This is a genomic window from Mesorhizobium sp. B2-4-18 (assembly GCF_006441385.1).
Classification (GTDB): domain Bacteria; phylum Pseudomonadota; class Alphaproteobacteria; order Rhizobiales; family Rhizobiaceae; genus Mesorhizobium; species Mesorhizobium australicum.
The window spans coordinates 186,936-202,328 of record NZ_VFUW01000003.1; the positions used below are offsets into that span (position 1 = coordinate 186,936).

Here is a 15,393-nt window from a genome sequence, read left to right on the forward strand (position 1 = left end):
CAATGAAGGCGGCGGCGTGACGCCTTCGAGGCTGGCGGGGATCAGGCGGCGCTGCTGCGGGTTTCCGAGATGACCCCGACGATGTCGTTGACGACGGCCTCGACCAGTTGCGGATCGTCGCCCTCGGCCATCACACGGATCAGCGGCTCGGTGCCGGATGGACGGATGACCAGCCGCCCGGCCTTGCCGAGACGATGGCGGGCGTCCTCGATCGCGGCCTTGACCGGGGCTTCCTCCAACGGTTTTCCGCCGGCGATGCGAACGTTCTTCAGCAGTTGCGGCACCGGCTCGAACTTCTTCGACAGTTCGCTGACCGGGCGGCCTTGCCGCTTGATGCAGGCCAGCACCTGCAGTGCCGAGACCAGCCCGTCGCCGGTGGTCGAGAAGTCGGACAGCACGATGTGGCCCGACTGCTCACCACCGACATTGAGCCCATGCGCGCGCATATGCTCCACGACATAGCGGTCACCGACCTTGGTGCGATGCAATTGCAGCTTCATGTCGCCGAGAAAGCGCTCGAGGCCGAGATTGGACATGACCGTCGAAACGACGCCACCGCCAGCCAGCCGCCCGCTCTGGTGCCAGGACTCGGCAATCAGCGCCATGATCTGGTCGCCGTCGACGATGGCGCCGTTCTCGTCGACGATGACGACCCGGTCCGCATCGCCATCAAGCGCGATGCCGATGTCGGCGCGCACTTCGTGCACCTTTTTCTGCAGATCGGCGGGATGGGTCGAGCCGCATTCCTTGTTGATGTTGAAGCCATTGGGTTCGACATTGATGGCCACGACTTCGGCGCCCAGTTCCCACAGCGCCTCGGGCGCCACCTTGTAGGCCGCGCCATTGGCACAGTCGACGACGATCCGCAGACCCGAAAGCGACATCGAGCGCGGCAAGGTGCGCTTGGCGAATTCGATGTAACGGTCATGCACGCCGTCGACGCGCTTGGCGCGGCCAAGCCCGTCGGAATCGGCGAGCGCCAGTTCGATATCCTTGTCGAGCATGCTCTCGATGCGCTCTTCGATCTCGTCGGACAGCTTGTAGCCGTCTGGGCCGAACAGCTTGATGCCGTTGTCGTAGTAGGGATTGTGAGAGGCCGAGATCATGACGCCAATGTCGGCGCGCAGCGAGCGCACCAGCATGGCAACCGCCGGGGTCGGGATCGGGCCGAGCAGAAACACGTCCATGCCGGCGGCGCAAAGGCCGGCCACCATCGCGTTTTCGATCATATAGCCGGACAGCCGGGTGTCCTTGCCGAGCACGACACGATGGCGATGGCTGCCGCGCTGGAACGAAAGGCCGGCGGCCATGCCGACCCGCATGGCGATTTCCGCGGTCATCGGAAACTTGTTGGCGCGCCCGCGAATGCCGTCCGTGCCGAAGTAATTCCCTGCCATGCCAGTCAGTTTCCTTGGTTGTCCTTAGCCGGCACGTCATGCCACAATTGGCCGTCGCGCCTCGATCACATTGTGTGATTATATGTTACCAATCCTTAGAAAATCATTGTTGTGCGTTGCACACAACATGGCCGCAGCCTAGCACGGAGACGCTGTGGCGTCACATATACCAGTTTTGCCAGCCATTCGGCGCGGATACATCCCGAGAATTCTTGCCTCGGCGGCAGTCAGGCCGAATGATTTCATCACCTTGTCGTTAGAAAGCGATTTCGGCGATATATAAGCCGCCTGGCATCTGGCGCAACCGACCGTTGAGCGTTATTGATTCGCTGGGACGTATAATGGGCTGCAGCCACGGAGAAACGCTATGCTCATCCACCGAATTGCTACTCTGACCGGCCTTGCGGTCGCGACGTTGTTCCTGGCCGCGCCAGCCAACGCGCTGACGATGGCCGAGTGCAGCACGAAGTACAACGCCGCCAAGGACGCTGGGACACTTGCCGGGGCGACCTGGAACCAGTTCCGCAAGGCACAGTGCGGCACTGACGCCGCCGCCACCACCGACACCAAGGCGGCCACGACCAAGGCTGCTGAAACCAAGCCGGCCGAAGCCAAGCCGGCCAAGACCACCAAGGCCGCCGCAGCGGCCAGCGACAGCACGGCCAAGGGCCTGACCGCCAAGGAATGCAGCACCAAGTACCAGGCGGCCAAGGCCGCCGGCACATTGAACGGCATGAAGTGGAACGACTTCCGCAAGGCCGAATGCGCCGCTGGCGCATCCGCCGCCGCCGACACCGTCAAGCCGGCGACCACCAAGGCTGCGACCACGACGGCCGCAGCTTCTGGCAAGGGCCTGAGCATGGCCGAATGCAGCACCAAGTACCAGGCGGCCAAGACGGCGAACACGCTGAAGGGCATGAAGTGGAACGACTTCCGCAAGGCCGAATGCGGCGCCAGTGCCTCGGATGACGACAGCGTGCCCGCTCCAAGCGAGGCGAGCTACACCAAGGAACCCGCAAAGCCGACGACGGTTGCCCCCAAGGGCGTCACCTTCCCGTCCGCGATCTCGGCGAAATATGCCAGCGAGACCCCCGGAAAAGGCCGCATGCATACCTGCCTTGACCAGTACTATGTCCTCAAGGACGCCAACGCACTCGGCGGTCTGAAGTGGATCCAGAAGGGCGGCGGCTTCTACAGCCTCTGCAATGCCAAGCTGAAGGGCTGAGCCGCGCATAGCATCCCCCCCGGGATCGATGGGGCATGACGGTGAATTGAATTAGATGAAATCTGGCAAGGCCAGGCAAAGGCCCGCGATGCATCTGCTTCGCGGGCCCTTTTGTTGCGCACGAAGACGCCAGGGTCTTGCTCGCGTCTGCATATCGCGGAAGCTGCCTGCATCATCAATTCGCTTACACTCTCGCCGCGAGGCTGATTGGTAACTCATGAAAATTCTGATTGAACATATCAGGAACAAACAGTATACAAAAGACGTCTGAACTTGTCATCAACCAGGAGGATCTTATGCCCAGTTTAAAATTGGCGGTATTGGCTGTGACGGCATTGGTTGCTTGCGGCGTCGCCCCTGCAAGCGCATTGACGATGAAGGAATGTGGCGAGACCTATCGGACAGCCAAGGAGAGCGGCACTCTGAATGGCATGGACTGGGCCGCTTTCCGCAAGGAGAAATGCGCGACGTCGGCTGCGGAGAGTGTCAGCGCGGATAAGGTCGAAACCGCACCGCAGCCGAAAAAGGAAACCAGCGCGGCACTTGCCCCCACCGTAGCGCCAGCGGGCGTAACATTCCCGACCACCCTCGCCGCCGAGTTCGAGACCGAAAAGCCCGCGAAGGCACGGATGAAGACCTGCCTGCAGGGTTACCATGGCAACAAGGAGGCAGGTACGTTGAACGGCCTTCGCTGGATCCAGAAGGGCGGTGGTTATTACAGCCTGTGCAATGCGCGGCTGAAAGCTGAATCATAAAAGGGATAACGGCGGAAAGCGGTTCACCGTTTTTCCCGCAGACGTGGCCGTTATCCTCAGGCTGTCCCGAGGATCTGCTGTCGGGCGATATCTGGACCTCGGGCTAGCCCGAGGTTGACCTTCCAAATGTACGTCCGGCCAGCCTCCTGATGCGATGTCGCCCAAAGGTGGTTTGGGAGCGACGACATACTTAGAAGCAAAGACTTAAAGCGCGTCGGGGATAGCGTCAAAGAACAGAGCGGTTCTGCGTTCCGTGAAACGGTGAACCGCTCTGGTCTAGCTTGACGGCTGTGGCTCCATGCCGCCTTCGGGCTCGGGACCCTTCTTGCGGCGGCCGCCGGACTTCGGCACGGCCGAGCCACGGCTCGGCGGCGTGTCGTCGCCGAGGTCGCGCGAGGGCTTGTTGCCCGCGATCAGCTGCTTGATCTCCTCGCCCGACAGCGTCTCGTATTCGAGCAGGCCCTGCGCCAGCGCGATCCATTCCTTCTTCTTCTTGGTCAGCACCGACTTCGCCGTCGAATAGGCCTCGTCGATCAGGCGGCGCACCTCGCCGTCGATGATCTGCGCGGTCTCTTCCGAAATGTTCTGCGTGCGCGCCACCGAATGGCCGAGGAACACTTCCTCCTGGTTGTCGCCATAGGCGACATGGCCGAGCTTGTCGGAGAAGCCCCAGCGCGTGACCATGGCGCGCGCCAGCTTGGTCGCCTGCTCGATGTCGGAGGAAGCACCGGACGTGATGTTCTCCTTGCCGAACTTGAACTCCTCGGCAACGCGGCCGCCCATCATGATGGCGAGGCGCGAGACCATGTATTTGTAGCTCATGGAATAGCGGTCGCCTTCCGGCAACTGCATGACCATGCCGAGCGCGCGGCCGCGCGGGATGATGGTCGCCTTGTGCAGCGGATCGGCCGACGGCACGTTGAGCGCCAGGATGGCGTGTCCGGCCTCGTGATAGGCGGTCAGTTCCTTCTCGGCCTGGGTCATGGCCGACGAGCGGCGCTCGGCGCCCATCATGATCTTGTCCTTGGCGTCCTCGAACTCGGCCATGGTGACGAGGCGCTTGTTGCGCCGCGCCGCCATCAGCGCGGATTCGTTGACCAGGTTCATCAGGTCGGCGCCGGAGAAGCCGGGCGTACCACGGGCGACGACCTTGAGGTCGACATTGGGCGCCAGCGGCACGTTGCGCACATGCACCTTGAGGATCTTCTCGCGGCCGACGATGTCTGGGTTCGGCACCACCACCTGGCGGTCGAAACGGCCTGGACGCAGCAACGCCGGATCGAGCACGTCGGGCCGGTTGGTGGCGGCGATCAGGATGATGCTTTCGTTGGACTCGAAGCCGTCCATCTCGACGAGCAGCTGGTTCAGAGTCTGCTCGCGCTCGTCATTGCCACCGCCGAGGCCGGCACCGCGATGGCGGCCGACGGCGTCGATTTCGTCGATGAAGATGATGCAGGGCGCATTCTTCTTGGCCTGGTCGAACATGTCGCGGACACGGGATGCGCCGACGCCGACGAACATCTCGACGAAATCCGAACCCGAAATGGTAAAGAACGGCACGTTGGCTTCACCGGCGACCGAACGGGCAAGCAGCGTCTTGCCGGTGCCGGGAGGGCCGACCAGCAGCACGCCGCGCGGAATCTTGCCGCCGAGGCGCTGGAACTTCTGCGGATCGCGCAGGAATTCGACGATCTCTTCGAGGTCTTCCTTGGCCTCGTCGACGCCGGCGACATCCTGGAAGGTGACGCGGCCATGCGCCTCGGTAAGCAGCTTGGCCTTCGACTTGCCGAAGCCCATGGCGCGCCCGGAGCCGGACTGCATCTGGCGCATGAAGAATATCCACACGCCGAGGATCAGGATCATCGGCAGCCACGAGATCAGATAGCCGAACAGCGAATTGGAGCCGTCGGTCTCGGGCCGCGCATTGATGGTGACGTTCTTGTCCTGCAGCCGCGAGACCAGCTGGGGATCGCCGGGCGAATAGGTCTGGAAGCCGCTGGAATTGTCGGTGTAGTTGCCGGTGATGCGGGCGCCCGCGATGGTCACCGTCTTGACCCGGCCGGCCGCGACGTCCTGCAGGAACTGCGAATAAGGCACATCGCTCGAAGCCCCGCGCGTCTGCGGCGTCTGGAACAGATTGAAGAGGGCGATGAGCAGGACCGCTATGATCGCCCAGAGCGCGAGGTTGCGATAGTTCGGATTCATCAATTGTCCCGTTGGCGTCCGCGAGCGGACAGCATCATGAGAGGAAACTTGGGCCTAACATAGGGAGAGCGTACCCCCTTGCCAAGCAGAACAGCATGTCTGGGTTAAGCTTTCGCCCAGCATCAACCGGCACTAGGGCCACGCAATGGCAGGGCGGGAAGCGGCGCCGCGCCGATCAACCCGGCGACGGCGCGCGCCGAGGCCAGGTCGAAGGACGGCAGGAAGCGGGCAAAGGGAGCAACGACCGGCGAGGCCGCGAACCCTTGCGATGTCGGCCTATCAGGCTCCGGACCCACCTTCTCGACGGCTTGCAGCCATCCTGGCTCCGCCGCCAATGCCGCACGCAGCAGGCTTGGCGGGGTTTCGTCCCGGCCTACAGCCAGCCGCTTCGCCGCCATTGCCCCGAATGGCGCGATCAACAATGCGCCGCCGGCGTCGTTCAATGTGATTTGGCGGCGCCCATCCCAGATGGCGCCGTCGATCGTTGCCGCCGCCGCCGGCAAACCGCGCATCTCCCGACGCAGGAAGATGCCGGCGCGCCGGAAGTCGACCACTGTCCGCGACAATGTGGCGCAAAGAAATCCGGCTTTCAGCCGGGCGAACAACGCCTCGCCGCGGGCCTGGTCCGGCAGGAAGGCAATCCCGCCTGACGTCGCCAGGAGAACGCGCAGTGCGTATATCGCCGCCCGATCGGCGCCGGCGCCGAGCAGGGCCGGATCGAGCCGGATGAGGCCCGCCGCCGGCTGGCTGGCAAAGCGCTCGATCAGACGGGCGGCCTCACCGCCAAGCCGCGTCCGGTCGCCGGCCTGCCGCGCGGCCAACGCCAGCGCGTCGTTCACGCGCTGCGCGCCGGCCTCCCCGGCAAGGGCTGCGCGCATGCGCGGCCGCTCGAAGGCTTCATCGGCATTGGTCGGGTCCTCGGCCCAGCCGACCTGTTGGCGCCCCAGGAAATCGCGCAGCGCATGGCGCCGGACGCCAAGAAGCGGTCGCACGATCCAGTCGCGCCAGTCATGCAGGGTGGCGGGCGCCATGCCGGCGAGGCCCCGTCCCTCGTCGCGGGTCGCATCGTTGCGATCGCGCCGCATCAGCACCGTCTCGGCCTGATCGTCCGCGGTATGTCCGGTCACGATCAGGCCGATGCCTTCCGCCCGGGCGGCGCTGGCCAGCAGCCGGTAGCGCGCCTCGCGCGCCGCCGCCGGCAGGCCGGTCGACGGCTTGGCGCCGGACCAGGCTAGCATGCGGTGGGCGATGCCGCGTTCCGCGCAAAGCTTCGCCACGGTCCGCGCCTCATCGGCCGAACCTTGCCGCAAGCCGTGGTCGATTGTGACCGCGAGCAGCTTCGCGGACGGTGCGGTTTTGTCGAGATGCTGTTTGAGAAGGAGAAGGAGCGCAGTCGAGTCGCTGCCCCCGGATACGGCCGCTACGGCGCCGTTGGAAAAATCGATATGCGAAAAGAGTCCGGTCGAAAGATCAGGCCCGGTATCGAGCATCAATCCATGTCGCCAAAAAGCGGTCCCGGTTTTGGGACTGCGAGACCCCCAGAAAAAATCAGCACGCAGCCAGGGCCTTCTCCTGCTTGACGCGTTCCTTGAGTGTGCTGGAAATATCGGGATAGCGCTTGCCGACCTCGCTGAAGGTGGCGCAGGCAACATCGTGCTGCTTGAGACCGACCAGCGACACGCCCAGCTTCAACAGCATGTCGGGCGCCTTCTTGGCTTTGGGATAATCCTTGCTGGCGGCGAGGAACACTTCCGCCGCATCGCGGTATTTCTGCTGGCCAAGCAGCGATTCCCCCAGCCAGTAATGCGCGTCCGCCGCCTTCGCGTCCTTGGGGAAGCGCGAGATATGATCGCGGAAACCCTGTTCGGCGGTGCCGTAGTCACCCGACAGGATGAACTGGTAGGAGTTGCGATAGAGCTCTTCGGGATTGTTGGTCGCGGGCAGCGCCGCGACCACCGTGCCGCCGGACTTGCCGGCCTTGGCTGGCGCGCTGGCGGCTGGTGCCGTGTCCTGTGCCGGCACGGTTGCCTGCGTGCTGCCGCCGGCATCGATCACATTGCCGTTCTTGTCGACAGTGATGGATCCAAAGGTCTTTTCGGGCGCTCCCTTGCCGGGGATCACCTTGCCGGGGTCACCGTCGGGTGACTCGACGATGACGTCCTCGACCGTCTTGCCGCCTGTGGATTGATCGCCGCCGGGCGCGGCCCCGGCATCGGCCGGCGCCTGGGTTGCCGGGGCCGAGGCCACGTCGGTGTTGGTCCCGGTGGTGGCATCTGATTTCTTCTGCGCCGGCGGTTGTCCACCTTGCGAGCCGCCTTCAAGCTGCTGGAAGCGGAACTCGTTGTCTTCCTGCTGTTTGCGGATCTGCTCCTGCATCTGCAGGATCTGGAAATTGAGTTCCTCGACCTTGCCGGTCAGCTGCCGCATTTGGTCCTCGAGCCCGGTCACGCCGGCGCCGCTCGACTGGGCGAGCTGGACCTGATCTTGCTTTTTCTTCTCGCCGAAAAGGCTGGGCAACTCGAGTGTCGGCAGATGGAAGGAAAAGCCGGTCTCGGCTGATTGCCCTGTACCGCTCGCCGAAGCGGTTACGCCTGATAGGAGCAGCAGCGCCAGCGTGCCGCTCAGAACCGATCTCAAATGCATGTGTCTCTCGCCGTCCAATCGTTAGCTTGTTCGCGCCTTCCAATCGATGTGAGACCAGCCAAGCGCCCTCGGCTCATAGCAGGGCGCGAGACTTCGGCCAAATTTTGTTTCGGGTGTCAGGACATGAAAAAGGCGGCCCGAGGACCGCCTTTCGCAAAGAGGTGTTGTATTTTTGCCATCTGTGCCGTGCGCGCCTTTCGGCGCGCGACGCCTCAGGAACCAGCGCCGCTGAGCGTGGTGACGGCGCGGCGGTTCTGCGACCAACAGGAGATGTCGTCGCATACGGCGACCGGACGTTCCTTGCCGTAGGAAATCGTCTTGAGACGGCTCGCCGAAACGCCCTTGGAAACCAGGAAGTCGCGCGTGGCGGCGGCACGGCGGGCACCGAGCGCCAGATTGTATTCGCGCGTGCCGCGTTCGTCGGCATGGCCTTCGACGACGATGGCATACTGCTTGTACTGGTTCAGCCACTGTGCCTGGCGCGACAGCGTCGTCTGTGCGTCGGCACGGATCGAGGTCGAGTCCGTATCGAAGAAGATACGGTCGCCGATGTTGACGGTGAAGTCCTGTGCCGAGCCGGGTGTTGCGGCACCCGCGCCATTGAGGCCAAGGTCAGCGGCGCTGTTCGGCGTCTTCTTCGAAGCGCAACCGGTGATGGCGAGCATCGCCACCAGCGCGATCATGGCCGGGTTTCTGGTCAGTGCTGCGATACGGCCCATGCCGCCTCTCCTTCGTATTCGAGTGATCATGTTTCGAGTGATTTCGTTGATCACCCAGTAACCACGTTTGGGTTAACCGGCATTCAAGAAACACGGTTAAAATTTGGTTTAGGCTGCCCGTCCGCAGCTGTTTTGTCGTAGGCCACAGTTGGCGCGGACCCTAGGCGGAAATGCGGCCAAAACGCGACGAAGGCATGGAAAAGGGGAATGTAAGGGGGAATTGAAGAGTTGGAGAACTGAAGAATTGAAGAAGGATGTTCACCCTAGCTTCACTCTGAGTTTCACCAGCATTCCGTACACCTGGCCATACGATTGTAGCCCGTACACCTGGCCATACGATTGTAGCCACTCGTCCCGTTGCGCCTGCGAGATGTATTCGAGATCGAACGCGTATGAAATCCACGTCTCCACTTCACTGCACGATCCTATGGCCATCGAAATGAACCGGGCAAATTCAGCTTTGGAGTGGGTCTGTTTGGCAAATCCCTCGGCCAGATTGGCGCAAATCCCCTTGCTGGAACGCCGCAACTGATCGGCCAGCGCGTATTGCTCTATCTTGGGAAAAGCGAGGGTGGCCTTGTGAACCGCCAGAGAGACCACGTAAGCGCGCTTGTAGACCTCTAGATCCTTTGCTCGCTTAACGTAGCCCTCTGCTTTCACCATCTCTTCAATTCTTCAGTTCGCCAATTCCCGTTCTATTCCAGCAGCGGCGACCAGGCCGGATCCGAAGCAAAGTTCGTCGTCGGGATCGGCTGCTCGTTGCGGCCGGTGAGGTCGACGGAAACCAGTTTCGGGCCGCCATTGGCGTCGCGGAAGAACATCAGCACGCGGCCGTTCGGCGCCCAGGTCGGGCCTTCCTGCTGGAAGCCGGACGACAGTATGCGCTCGCCCGAGCCGTCGGTCTTCATGACGCCGATCTGGAATTCGCCGCCGCTCTGCTTGGTGAAGGCGATGAGGTCGCCGCGCGGCGACCACACCGGCGTCGAATAGACGCCGTCGCCGAACGAGATGCGGGTCTGGCCCGATCCGTCGGCGCCCATGACGTAGATCTGCGCGCGACCGCCACGGTCGGAGGTGAACACCACCTTGCTGCCGTCGGGCGAGTAGGAAGGCGAGGTGTCGATGGCGGTCGAGTTGGTCAGCCGCGTCGTCGAACGGCTGCGCAGGTCCATGGCGAAGATGTTGGAATTGCCGTCGTCGCGCAGCAGGCTCATGATCACCTTCTGGCCGTCGGGCGAGAAGCGCGGTGCAAAGGTCATGCCTGGAAAATTGCCTACCAGTTCACGCTGCCCGGTCTCGATCTGCAGGAGATAGACCCTGGGCTGGCCGCTCTCATAGGACATGTAGGTGATTTCCTGCCGGTTCGGCGAGAAGCGCGGCGTCAGCACGATCGACCTGCCGTCCGAAAGGTAGCGGACGTTGGCGCCGTCCTGGTCCATGATGGCGAGGCGCTTCTTGCGCGCGTTCTTGGCGCCGGACTCGTCGATGAACACGACACGCGTGTCGAAATAGCCCTTCTCGCCGGTCAGCCGCTCATAGATGGCGTCGGCGATGATATGGGCGACGCGGCGCTGATTGGCGTCGTTGGCGAAGAACTGCTCACCGGCCATCTGCTGCCCCGCGAATGTGTCCCACAGCCGGTACTGGGCGCGGATGCGGCCGTCTGCTTCCTTGCTGACGCTGCCGGTGACCAGAGCCTGCGCATTGATCACCTTCCAGTCGTCGAAGCGGGGGGTTGCGTCCGGATTGGCGATCTTCTCGATGAAGGCGCTCTTGTCGATCGGCGCGAACAGCCCGGAGCGCTTCAAGTCGGCGGTGACGATCTGGGAAATCTGCGCGCCAAGTGCGTCGCCGCCCTGGAAATCGGTGATGGCGATCGGCAACGGCTCGACATTGCCCTTGTTGACGTTGAGTTCGACCAGCGCCCAGGCAGGCATCGGAACGATGGCCGTCATGCCCAGCGCCATGGCTGCAATGGTCAGGAGCGGCTTGAGGATTGATTTCATGTCTTCTCGCTTCTCATACTGATCTTCGGATATCAGGGCCTAGAGGCCGAGCATCTCCCTTGGGTCGAATGTGACCCGGATGTCGTTCCAGATGTCCTGCTTGCCGGCGGGAACCTGCAGGCCGGCCATGTCGCATTTCTGAACGGCGCGCACCGCGCTCTCATCGAACTGCCTGTTGCCGCTCGACGTTTCAACGGAAGGACGGCCGTCGAGCTTGCCGGAGTTGTTCAGGTTGAAACGGACGACGACGACGAAATTCTCCGAACCTTCAAGCCCGGCTGGCAAGGTCCAGCAACCGCCGAGCTGGCTTTCCAGGGCGCCCTGCTCCGACTTCGACAGCTTCTGGCCCTGATCCTTGTCGCCGCCGAGCGACGCTTGCTGCGTCGAGCGCTTGGCGCCGCCGCCGGACGGCTTCTGCTTGTCGAGCAGCGCCGAAATCTCGTTGGCGTTGAACTGCTTGTCGTCCGACTTTGGCTTGGACGAGGCTTCCTTGACTGGCTTGTCGGCATCCTTGCGTTCAGGCGCCTTGGCGCTTTCGGCCTGTGCCGGCTGCGGCTTCGGCCGGGCCTCCGGCGCGGGCGCCGAATTCGGCAACTGCGCCTCCTCGGTGGGCGGGTCCTTGGCTATTGCCTCGGCGACGGCGTCGGGCTTGACCTCGGGCGTCGGATCGATGGCGGCGGTCTTGTCCTGCGGCGGCGGTGTCGGCGCGGGCTTTGCCGGAGTGGGCTTCGGCTCGGTCTGCTTGACCGGCTCAGGCTTGACCTCTTCCTTGGGCGTCGGCGCTGGCGCCACTTCCGTCGCCGGAATGGGCTTGGGCTTTTCCTGCGGCTTCGGCACGTCCTCGGTCTTCGGGATTTCCTTCGGGGTCGGCGCGGGCGCCGGAGCCGAGGTCGTGTCGACGGGTTTCGGCTTGGCTTCAGGCGTTATCGGCTTGTCGGTGTCGACGCTGTTTTCGCCGACCTTCTGTGCATTCGGCACGATATCGGGACGCTGCGTCGGCAACGGCGCCGGCTTTTCATGCATCACGGCCTTCTTGTCGCCCTGCAGGGTCTGCGCAATGGCTTCCATCGGCACGATATCGACCGCAACGGACTCGACATCGGCGGACGGAAGCGCGGCCGGCGCCGACAGCGTGAACAGGCCGAAGGCCAGCACCGCCGTATGCAAGATCACCGATGTGGTGAGGCCGGTCCTCATCGTGTGTCTATTGATCCTGTTCCTGCAGTGAAACCAGGCCGATGTTCTTGTAGCCAGCGGCCGAAATGCGGGCCATCACCTTCATCGCCGTGCCGTAGTCGGTCGACCTGTCGCCTCGGATGAAGATGCGCTCTTCATAGCCGGTCTTCGAGATCGCCTGCAGCTTGGCCACCAGCTCCTCGATCGGAATCTCGGTTTCCTGCAGGAAGATCTTGCCGGTCGCATCGATCGACACGGTGATCGGCTGGGTGTCGGCATTCATCGCCTTGGCCTGCGTGTCGGGCAGGTCGATCGGCACGCCGACCGTCAGCATCGGTGCGGCGACCATGAAGATGATCAGCAGCACCAGCATCACGTCGACCATCGGCGTAACATTGATCTCCGACATCAATGCATGGTGACGGCCGCGCCGTCGATGACCCCTGCCGCCACGTCCACCACCTGCGCCTACAGACATTCCCATGATCGTCCCTCAGGCCTTCGGCGCGACTTTTTCATCGATTTGGCGCGAGAGTATGGCGGAGAACTCGTCGGAGAACCCCTCCATCCGCACGGCGATCTTGCTCGCATCCGATGACAGCTTGTTATAGGCGATGACCGCCGGAATGGCGGCGAGCAGGCCGATGGCCGTCGCCAGCAGCGCCTCGGCGATGCCGGGCGCGACCACCGCGAGACTGGTGTTCTTTGAGCCGGCGATGGCCTGGAACGAGGTCATGATGCCGATGACGGTGCCGAACAGGCCGATGAAAGGTGCCGCCGAGCCGGTGGTGGCGAGAAAGCCGAGGCGGCCCTCCAGCTTTTCCATCTCACGGGTCAGCGCCAGGTCCATGGCCTTGTCGATGCGGGTCTGCAGGCCGAGCGGCGACTTGGCGCCTTTCTCGAAACTCTTCTTCCATTCGCGCATGGCGGCGACGAAGATGGCGCCCATGCCTGTCGTCTTGCGGTCGGCAAGGGTGCGATAGAGCTCCTCCAGCGACTGCCCGGACCAGAAAACCTGCTCGAAGCGGTTCAGCGCCAGGCGCATGCGGCCATAGGCAACCAGCTTGTCGACGATGATCGCCCAGGTCCACACCGAGGCGCAGAGCAGCCCGATCATGACCAGCTTGACCACCCAGCTGGCCTGCATGAACAAGGCCCAAATCGACAATTGCGCGCCCGGTTCGGCGAGTGCGATATTTTCCATCGTTACGTCCTTAAGATTTTCCGGGCGAAGCTGGCGGCTGGCCCATGGCATCCCTTGTGGTCGGTTCGCACGAAGCTACCGGACACCCCAAACCGTGCCGTTAGCGGCCTTTTCGGGGCAAATATTGGTGAAAGGAAGGCGCTGGATAATGCCAATCTTCACCAATCTCTTCATGAACCGTTATGGTTAAGGATGGGTTAGTCCATAAGGCGCGGCGCATTGCCGCGCCCCGGCACGCCGCCGGCGAAGTCAGCACGCGATCCGCCCAATCAGTCCTGGGGAACGACCTTGGGCATGAACGCCGCCACCCATTCCCTGGGAAAACGCCTCGGCCGGCCGTTTTCGCCGATGATCGCCGCCTCGACCTTGGCCTCGACCAGCACCTCGTCGCCGCGCTTGAGCTGCTGCGCCATGAAGATACGCGCGCCGGAAATGGTCTCGGTGCGGGTATCGACGGTCAGGATGTCATCGATACGGGCGGGGATGCGGAAGTCGATCTCCATGCGGCGCACCACCCACACGATCTTCTCGCCGTGCTTGCCGTCGGCGAGTTCGGTGTGATGCACGCCGGTGAGCCTGAGATAGTCGGAGCGGCCGCGCTCGAGGAATTCCAGATAGCGCGCGTGATAGACGACACCCGAGAAATCGGTATCGGCATAATAGACCCGCGCCATCAGCCGGTGGCCGAACGCGGTCAGCGCACCGGAAAGCCCTGCCAGCAATGCCGCGGATTCACCATGATCGCCCATTGCGCTTCCCTTTTGGATGCCGACGCGGCAGGTATTTTTGGCGCATGAACCCGATGGCACTGTTAACGACGATGATCAAGACCTTGATGGCGGTCGTGCTGGCGCTGGCCGCTTCTACACTGTCGGGTGAGGCGGCGACCTTCACGATGAAGCGCGGTCTCAATCTCGACCAGTGGGTCACCTGGCCCGGCGAGGACCAGTGGGGTGATGCCAAGGCCATCCTGCCCTACCCGGAATGGCGCAAATTCCTCAACGAGGACGACCTCAAGGCGCTGAAGGATGCCGGCTTCGATTTCCTGCGCATGCCGGTCGATCCGTCGCCTTTTCTCTCGGACAAGACAACGGACCTTCGTGACCAACTCTATGCCAGCGTGCTGGACTCGGCGCGCATGATCAATCGCGCCGGACTGAAGGTCATCGTCGACATGCACCTGATCCCGGCCGGCGGCGGCCGCAAGATCGGCATGGGCGAAGTGATGGACGACCCCGCGACCTTCGACCGCTATGTCGAGGTGGTTCGCGGCATGGCGCGCACGCTGGCCGCCGAAGATCCCGAAAAGGTCGCTTTCGAACCCATGAACGAGCCGATCGTCGATTGCGACAGCGACGGCACCAGCCTGTGGCCCGACCGCCAGCGCAAGCTGTTCGCGGCGGCGCGCGCCTCGGCGACGAAACTGACGCTGATCCTGACCGGAGCTTGCTATTCCGCTGCTTCGTCTCTGGAAAAGATCGACCCCAAGACGATCCCCGACGACAACGTCATCTGGACCTTCCACTCCTATGACCCGTTCCTGCTCACCCATCAGGGCGCGACCTGGGCCGGCGACTTCATTCCCTATGTGACCGGCCTGCCCTATCCTTTGACCGCGGTGCCGAAGGCGCAGCTTGATGTGACGCTGGACACCATCCGCGCCCGGATCAAGGCCGAGGCGCCGTGGACACGGCAGAATGGCCTGCTTGCCTATCTCGACGAGCAGGTCGCCAGCATGGACAGCGCCGACAAGCTGCTTGGCCTGATGGATGCGCCGTTCAAGGCTGTCGAGGCTTGGGCGAGGGCCGACGGCATCAAGCCGGGAGACATCACGCTGGGCGAGTTCGGCATGATCCGCCAGGAGTATGGCAATGCCTATGTGATGCCGGCCGAGTATCGGGCCGCCTATGTCAGGGACATGATCGCTCGGGCCGAAGCGCATGGCTTCTCATGGTCGGTGTGGAGCTATGGCGGGGCTTTCGGCATCGTCGACGCATTCAATGGCGACAAGGCCGAGCCTGACGTGCTGGACGCAATCCGAAGCCTGCCATGACCCGAAGCCT

At 63.1% G+C, this 15,393-nt stretch carries 14 protein-coding genes; 3 read left to right on the top strand and 11 right to left on the bottom strand.

What is annotated here, in order from left to right:
- Nucleotides 1-41: 41 nt before the first annotated feature.
- A complete protein-coding gene (gene glmM / locus FJ527_RS08005) occupies nucleotides 42-1,397 on the bottom strand; it encodes a phosphoglucosamine mutase (RefSeq protein ID WP_015315278.1) in 1,356 nt (451 codons plus the stop codon).
- 367 nt (nucleotides 1,398-1,764) lie between these two features.
- Between glmM and FJ527_RS08010 the strand changes: the two genes are divergently transcribed.
- Nucleotides 1,765-2,622, top strand: a complete 858-nt coding sequence (locus tag FJ527_RS08010; RefSeq protein WP_015315277.1) for a hypothetical protein — start codon at nucleotides 1,765-1,767, stop codon at nucleotides 2,620-2,622.
- 296 nt (nucleotides 2,623-2,918) lie between these two features.
- Nucleotides 2,919-3,377 carry a hypothetical protein gene (locus tag FJ527_RS08015; protein ID WP_015315276.1) on the top strand — a complete coding sequence of 153 codons (459 nt, stop codon included), beginning with the start codon at nucleotides 2,919-2,921 and terminating at the stop codon, nucleotides 3,375-3,377.
- Between the two features lie 276 nt (nucleotides 3,378-3,653).
- On the opposite strand, the gene ftsH is transcribed toward FJ527_RS08015, so the two are convergent.
- From ftsH to ybgC, 10 genes are all read right to left on the bottom strand, one after another.
- On the bottom strand, nucleotides 3,654-5,582 hold the full coding sequence (ftsH, locus tag FJ527_RS08020; RefSeq protein ID WP_015315275.1) for an ATP-dependent zinc metalloprotease FtsH: 1,929 nt from the start codon (nucleotides 5,580-5,582) through the stop codon (nucleotides 3,654-3,656).
- 122 nt (nucleotides 5,583-5,704) lie between these two features.
- Nucleotides 5,705-7,072, bottom strand: a complete 1,368-nt coding sequence (gene tilS, locus FJ527_RS08025) for a tRNA lysidine(34) synthetase TilS (RefSeq protein ID WP_140823066.1) — start codon at nucleotides 7,070-7,072, stop codon at nucleotides 5,705-5,707.
- Nucleotides 7,073-7,130: 58 nt separating this feature from the next.
- Nucleotides 7,131-8,225, bottom strand: coding sequence for a tol-pal system protein YbgF (ybgF, locus tag FJ527_RS08030; protein ID WP_140822572.1), 1,095 nt, complete (start codon nucleotides 8,223-8,225; stop codon nucleotides 7,131-7,133).
- A 212-nt stretch (nucleotides 8,226-8,437) separates the two neighbouring features.
- Nucleotides 8,438-8,944, bottom strand: coding sequence for a peptidoglycan-associated lipoprotein Pal (gene pal / locus FJ527_RS08035; RefSeq protein WP_015315272.1), 507 nt, complete (start codon nucleotides 8,942-8,944; stop codon nucleotides 8,438-8,440).
- A gap of 258 nt (nucleotides 8,945-9,202) precedes the next feature.
- Nucleotides 9,203-9,607: a four helix bundle protein gene (locus FJ527_RS08040; RefSeq protein ID WP_140822574.1), complete on the bottom strand. Its 405-nt coding sequence runs from the start codon at nucleotides 9,605-9,607 to the stop codon at nucleotides 9,203-9,205.
- 32 nt (nucleotides 9,608-9,639) lie between these two features.
- Nucleotides 9,640-10,911 carry a Tol-Pal system beta propeller repeat protein TolB gene (gene tolB / locus FJ527_RS08045; protein ID WP_224531044.1) on the bottom strand — a complete coding sequence of 424 codons (1,272 nt, stop codon included), beginning with the start codon at nucleotides 10,909-10,911 and terminating at the stop codon, nucleotides 9,640-9,642.
- Nucleotides 10,912-10,989: 78 nt separating this feature from the next.
- Nucleotides 10,990-12,147 (bottom strand): TonB family protein, encoded by a 1,158-nt coding sequence (locus FJ527_RS08050; RefSeq protein WP_140822576.1) that lies wholly within the window; start codon nucleotides 12,145-12,147, stop codon nucleotides 10,990-10,992.
- Nucleotides 12,148-12,154: 7 nt separating this feature from the next.
- Nucleotides 12,155-12,610, bottom strand: coding sequence for a protein TolR (gene tolR / locus FJ527_RS08055; protein ID WP_015315268.1), 456 nt, complete (start codon nucleotides 12,608-12,610; stop codon nucleotides 12,155-12,157).
- Between the two features lie 9 nt (nucleotides 12,611-12,619).
- On the bottom strand, nucleotides 12,620-13,330 hold the full coding sequence (gene tolQ, locus FJ527_RS08060) for a protein TolQ (RefSeq protein WP_015315267.1): 711 nt from the start codon (nucleotides 13,328-13,330) through the stop codon (nucleotides 12,620-12,622).
- A gap of 269 nt (nucleotides 13,331-13,599) precedes the next feature.
- On the bottom strand, nucleotides 13,600-14,079 hold the full coding sequence (gene ybgC, locus FJ527_RS08065; protein WP_140822578.1) for a tol-pal system-associated acyl-CoA thioesterase: 480 nt from the start codon (nucleotides 14,077-14,079) through the stop codon (nucleotides 13,600-13,602).
- A gap of 53 nt (nucleotides 14,080-14,132) precedes the next feature.
- Between ybgC and FJ527_RS08070 the strand changes: the two genes are divergently transcribed.
- Complete coding sequence (locus tag FJ527_RS08070; protein ID WP_140822580.1) at nucleotides 14,133-15,383, top strand: cellulase family glycosylhydrolase; 1,251 nt, start codon at nucleotides 14,133-14,135, stop codon at nucleotides 15,381-15,383.
- Nucleotides 15,384-15,393 lie beyond the last annotated feature (10 nt).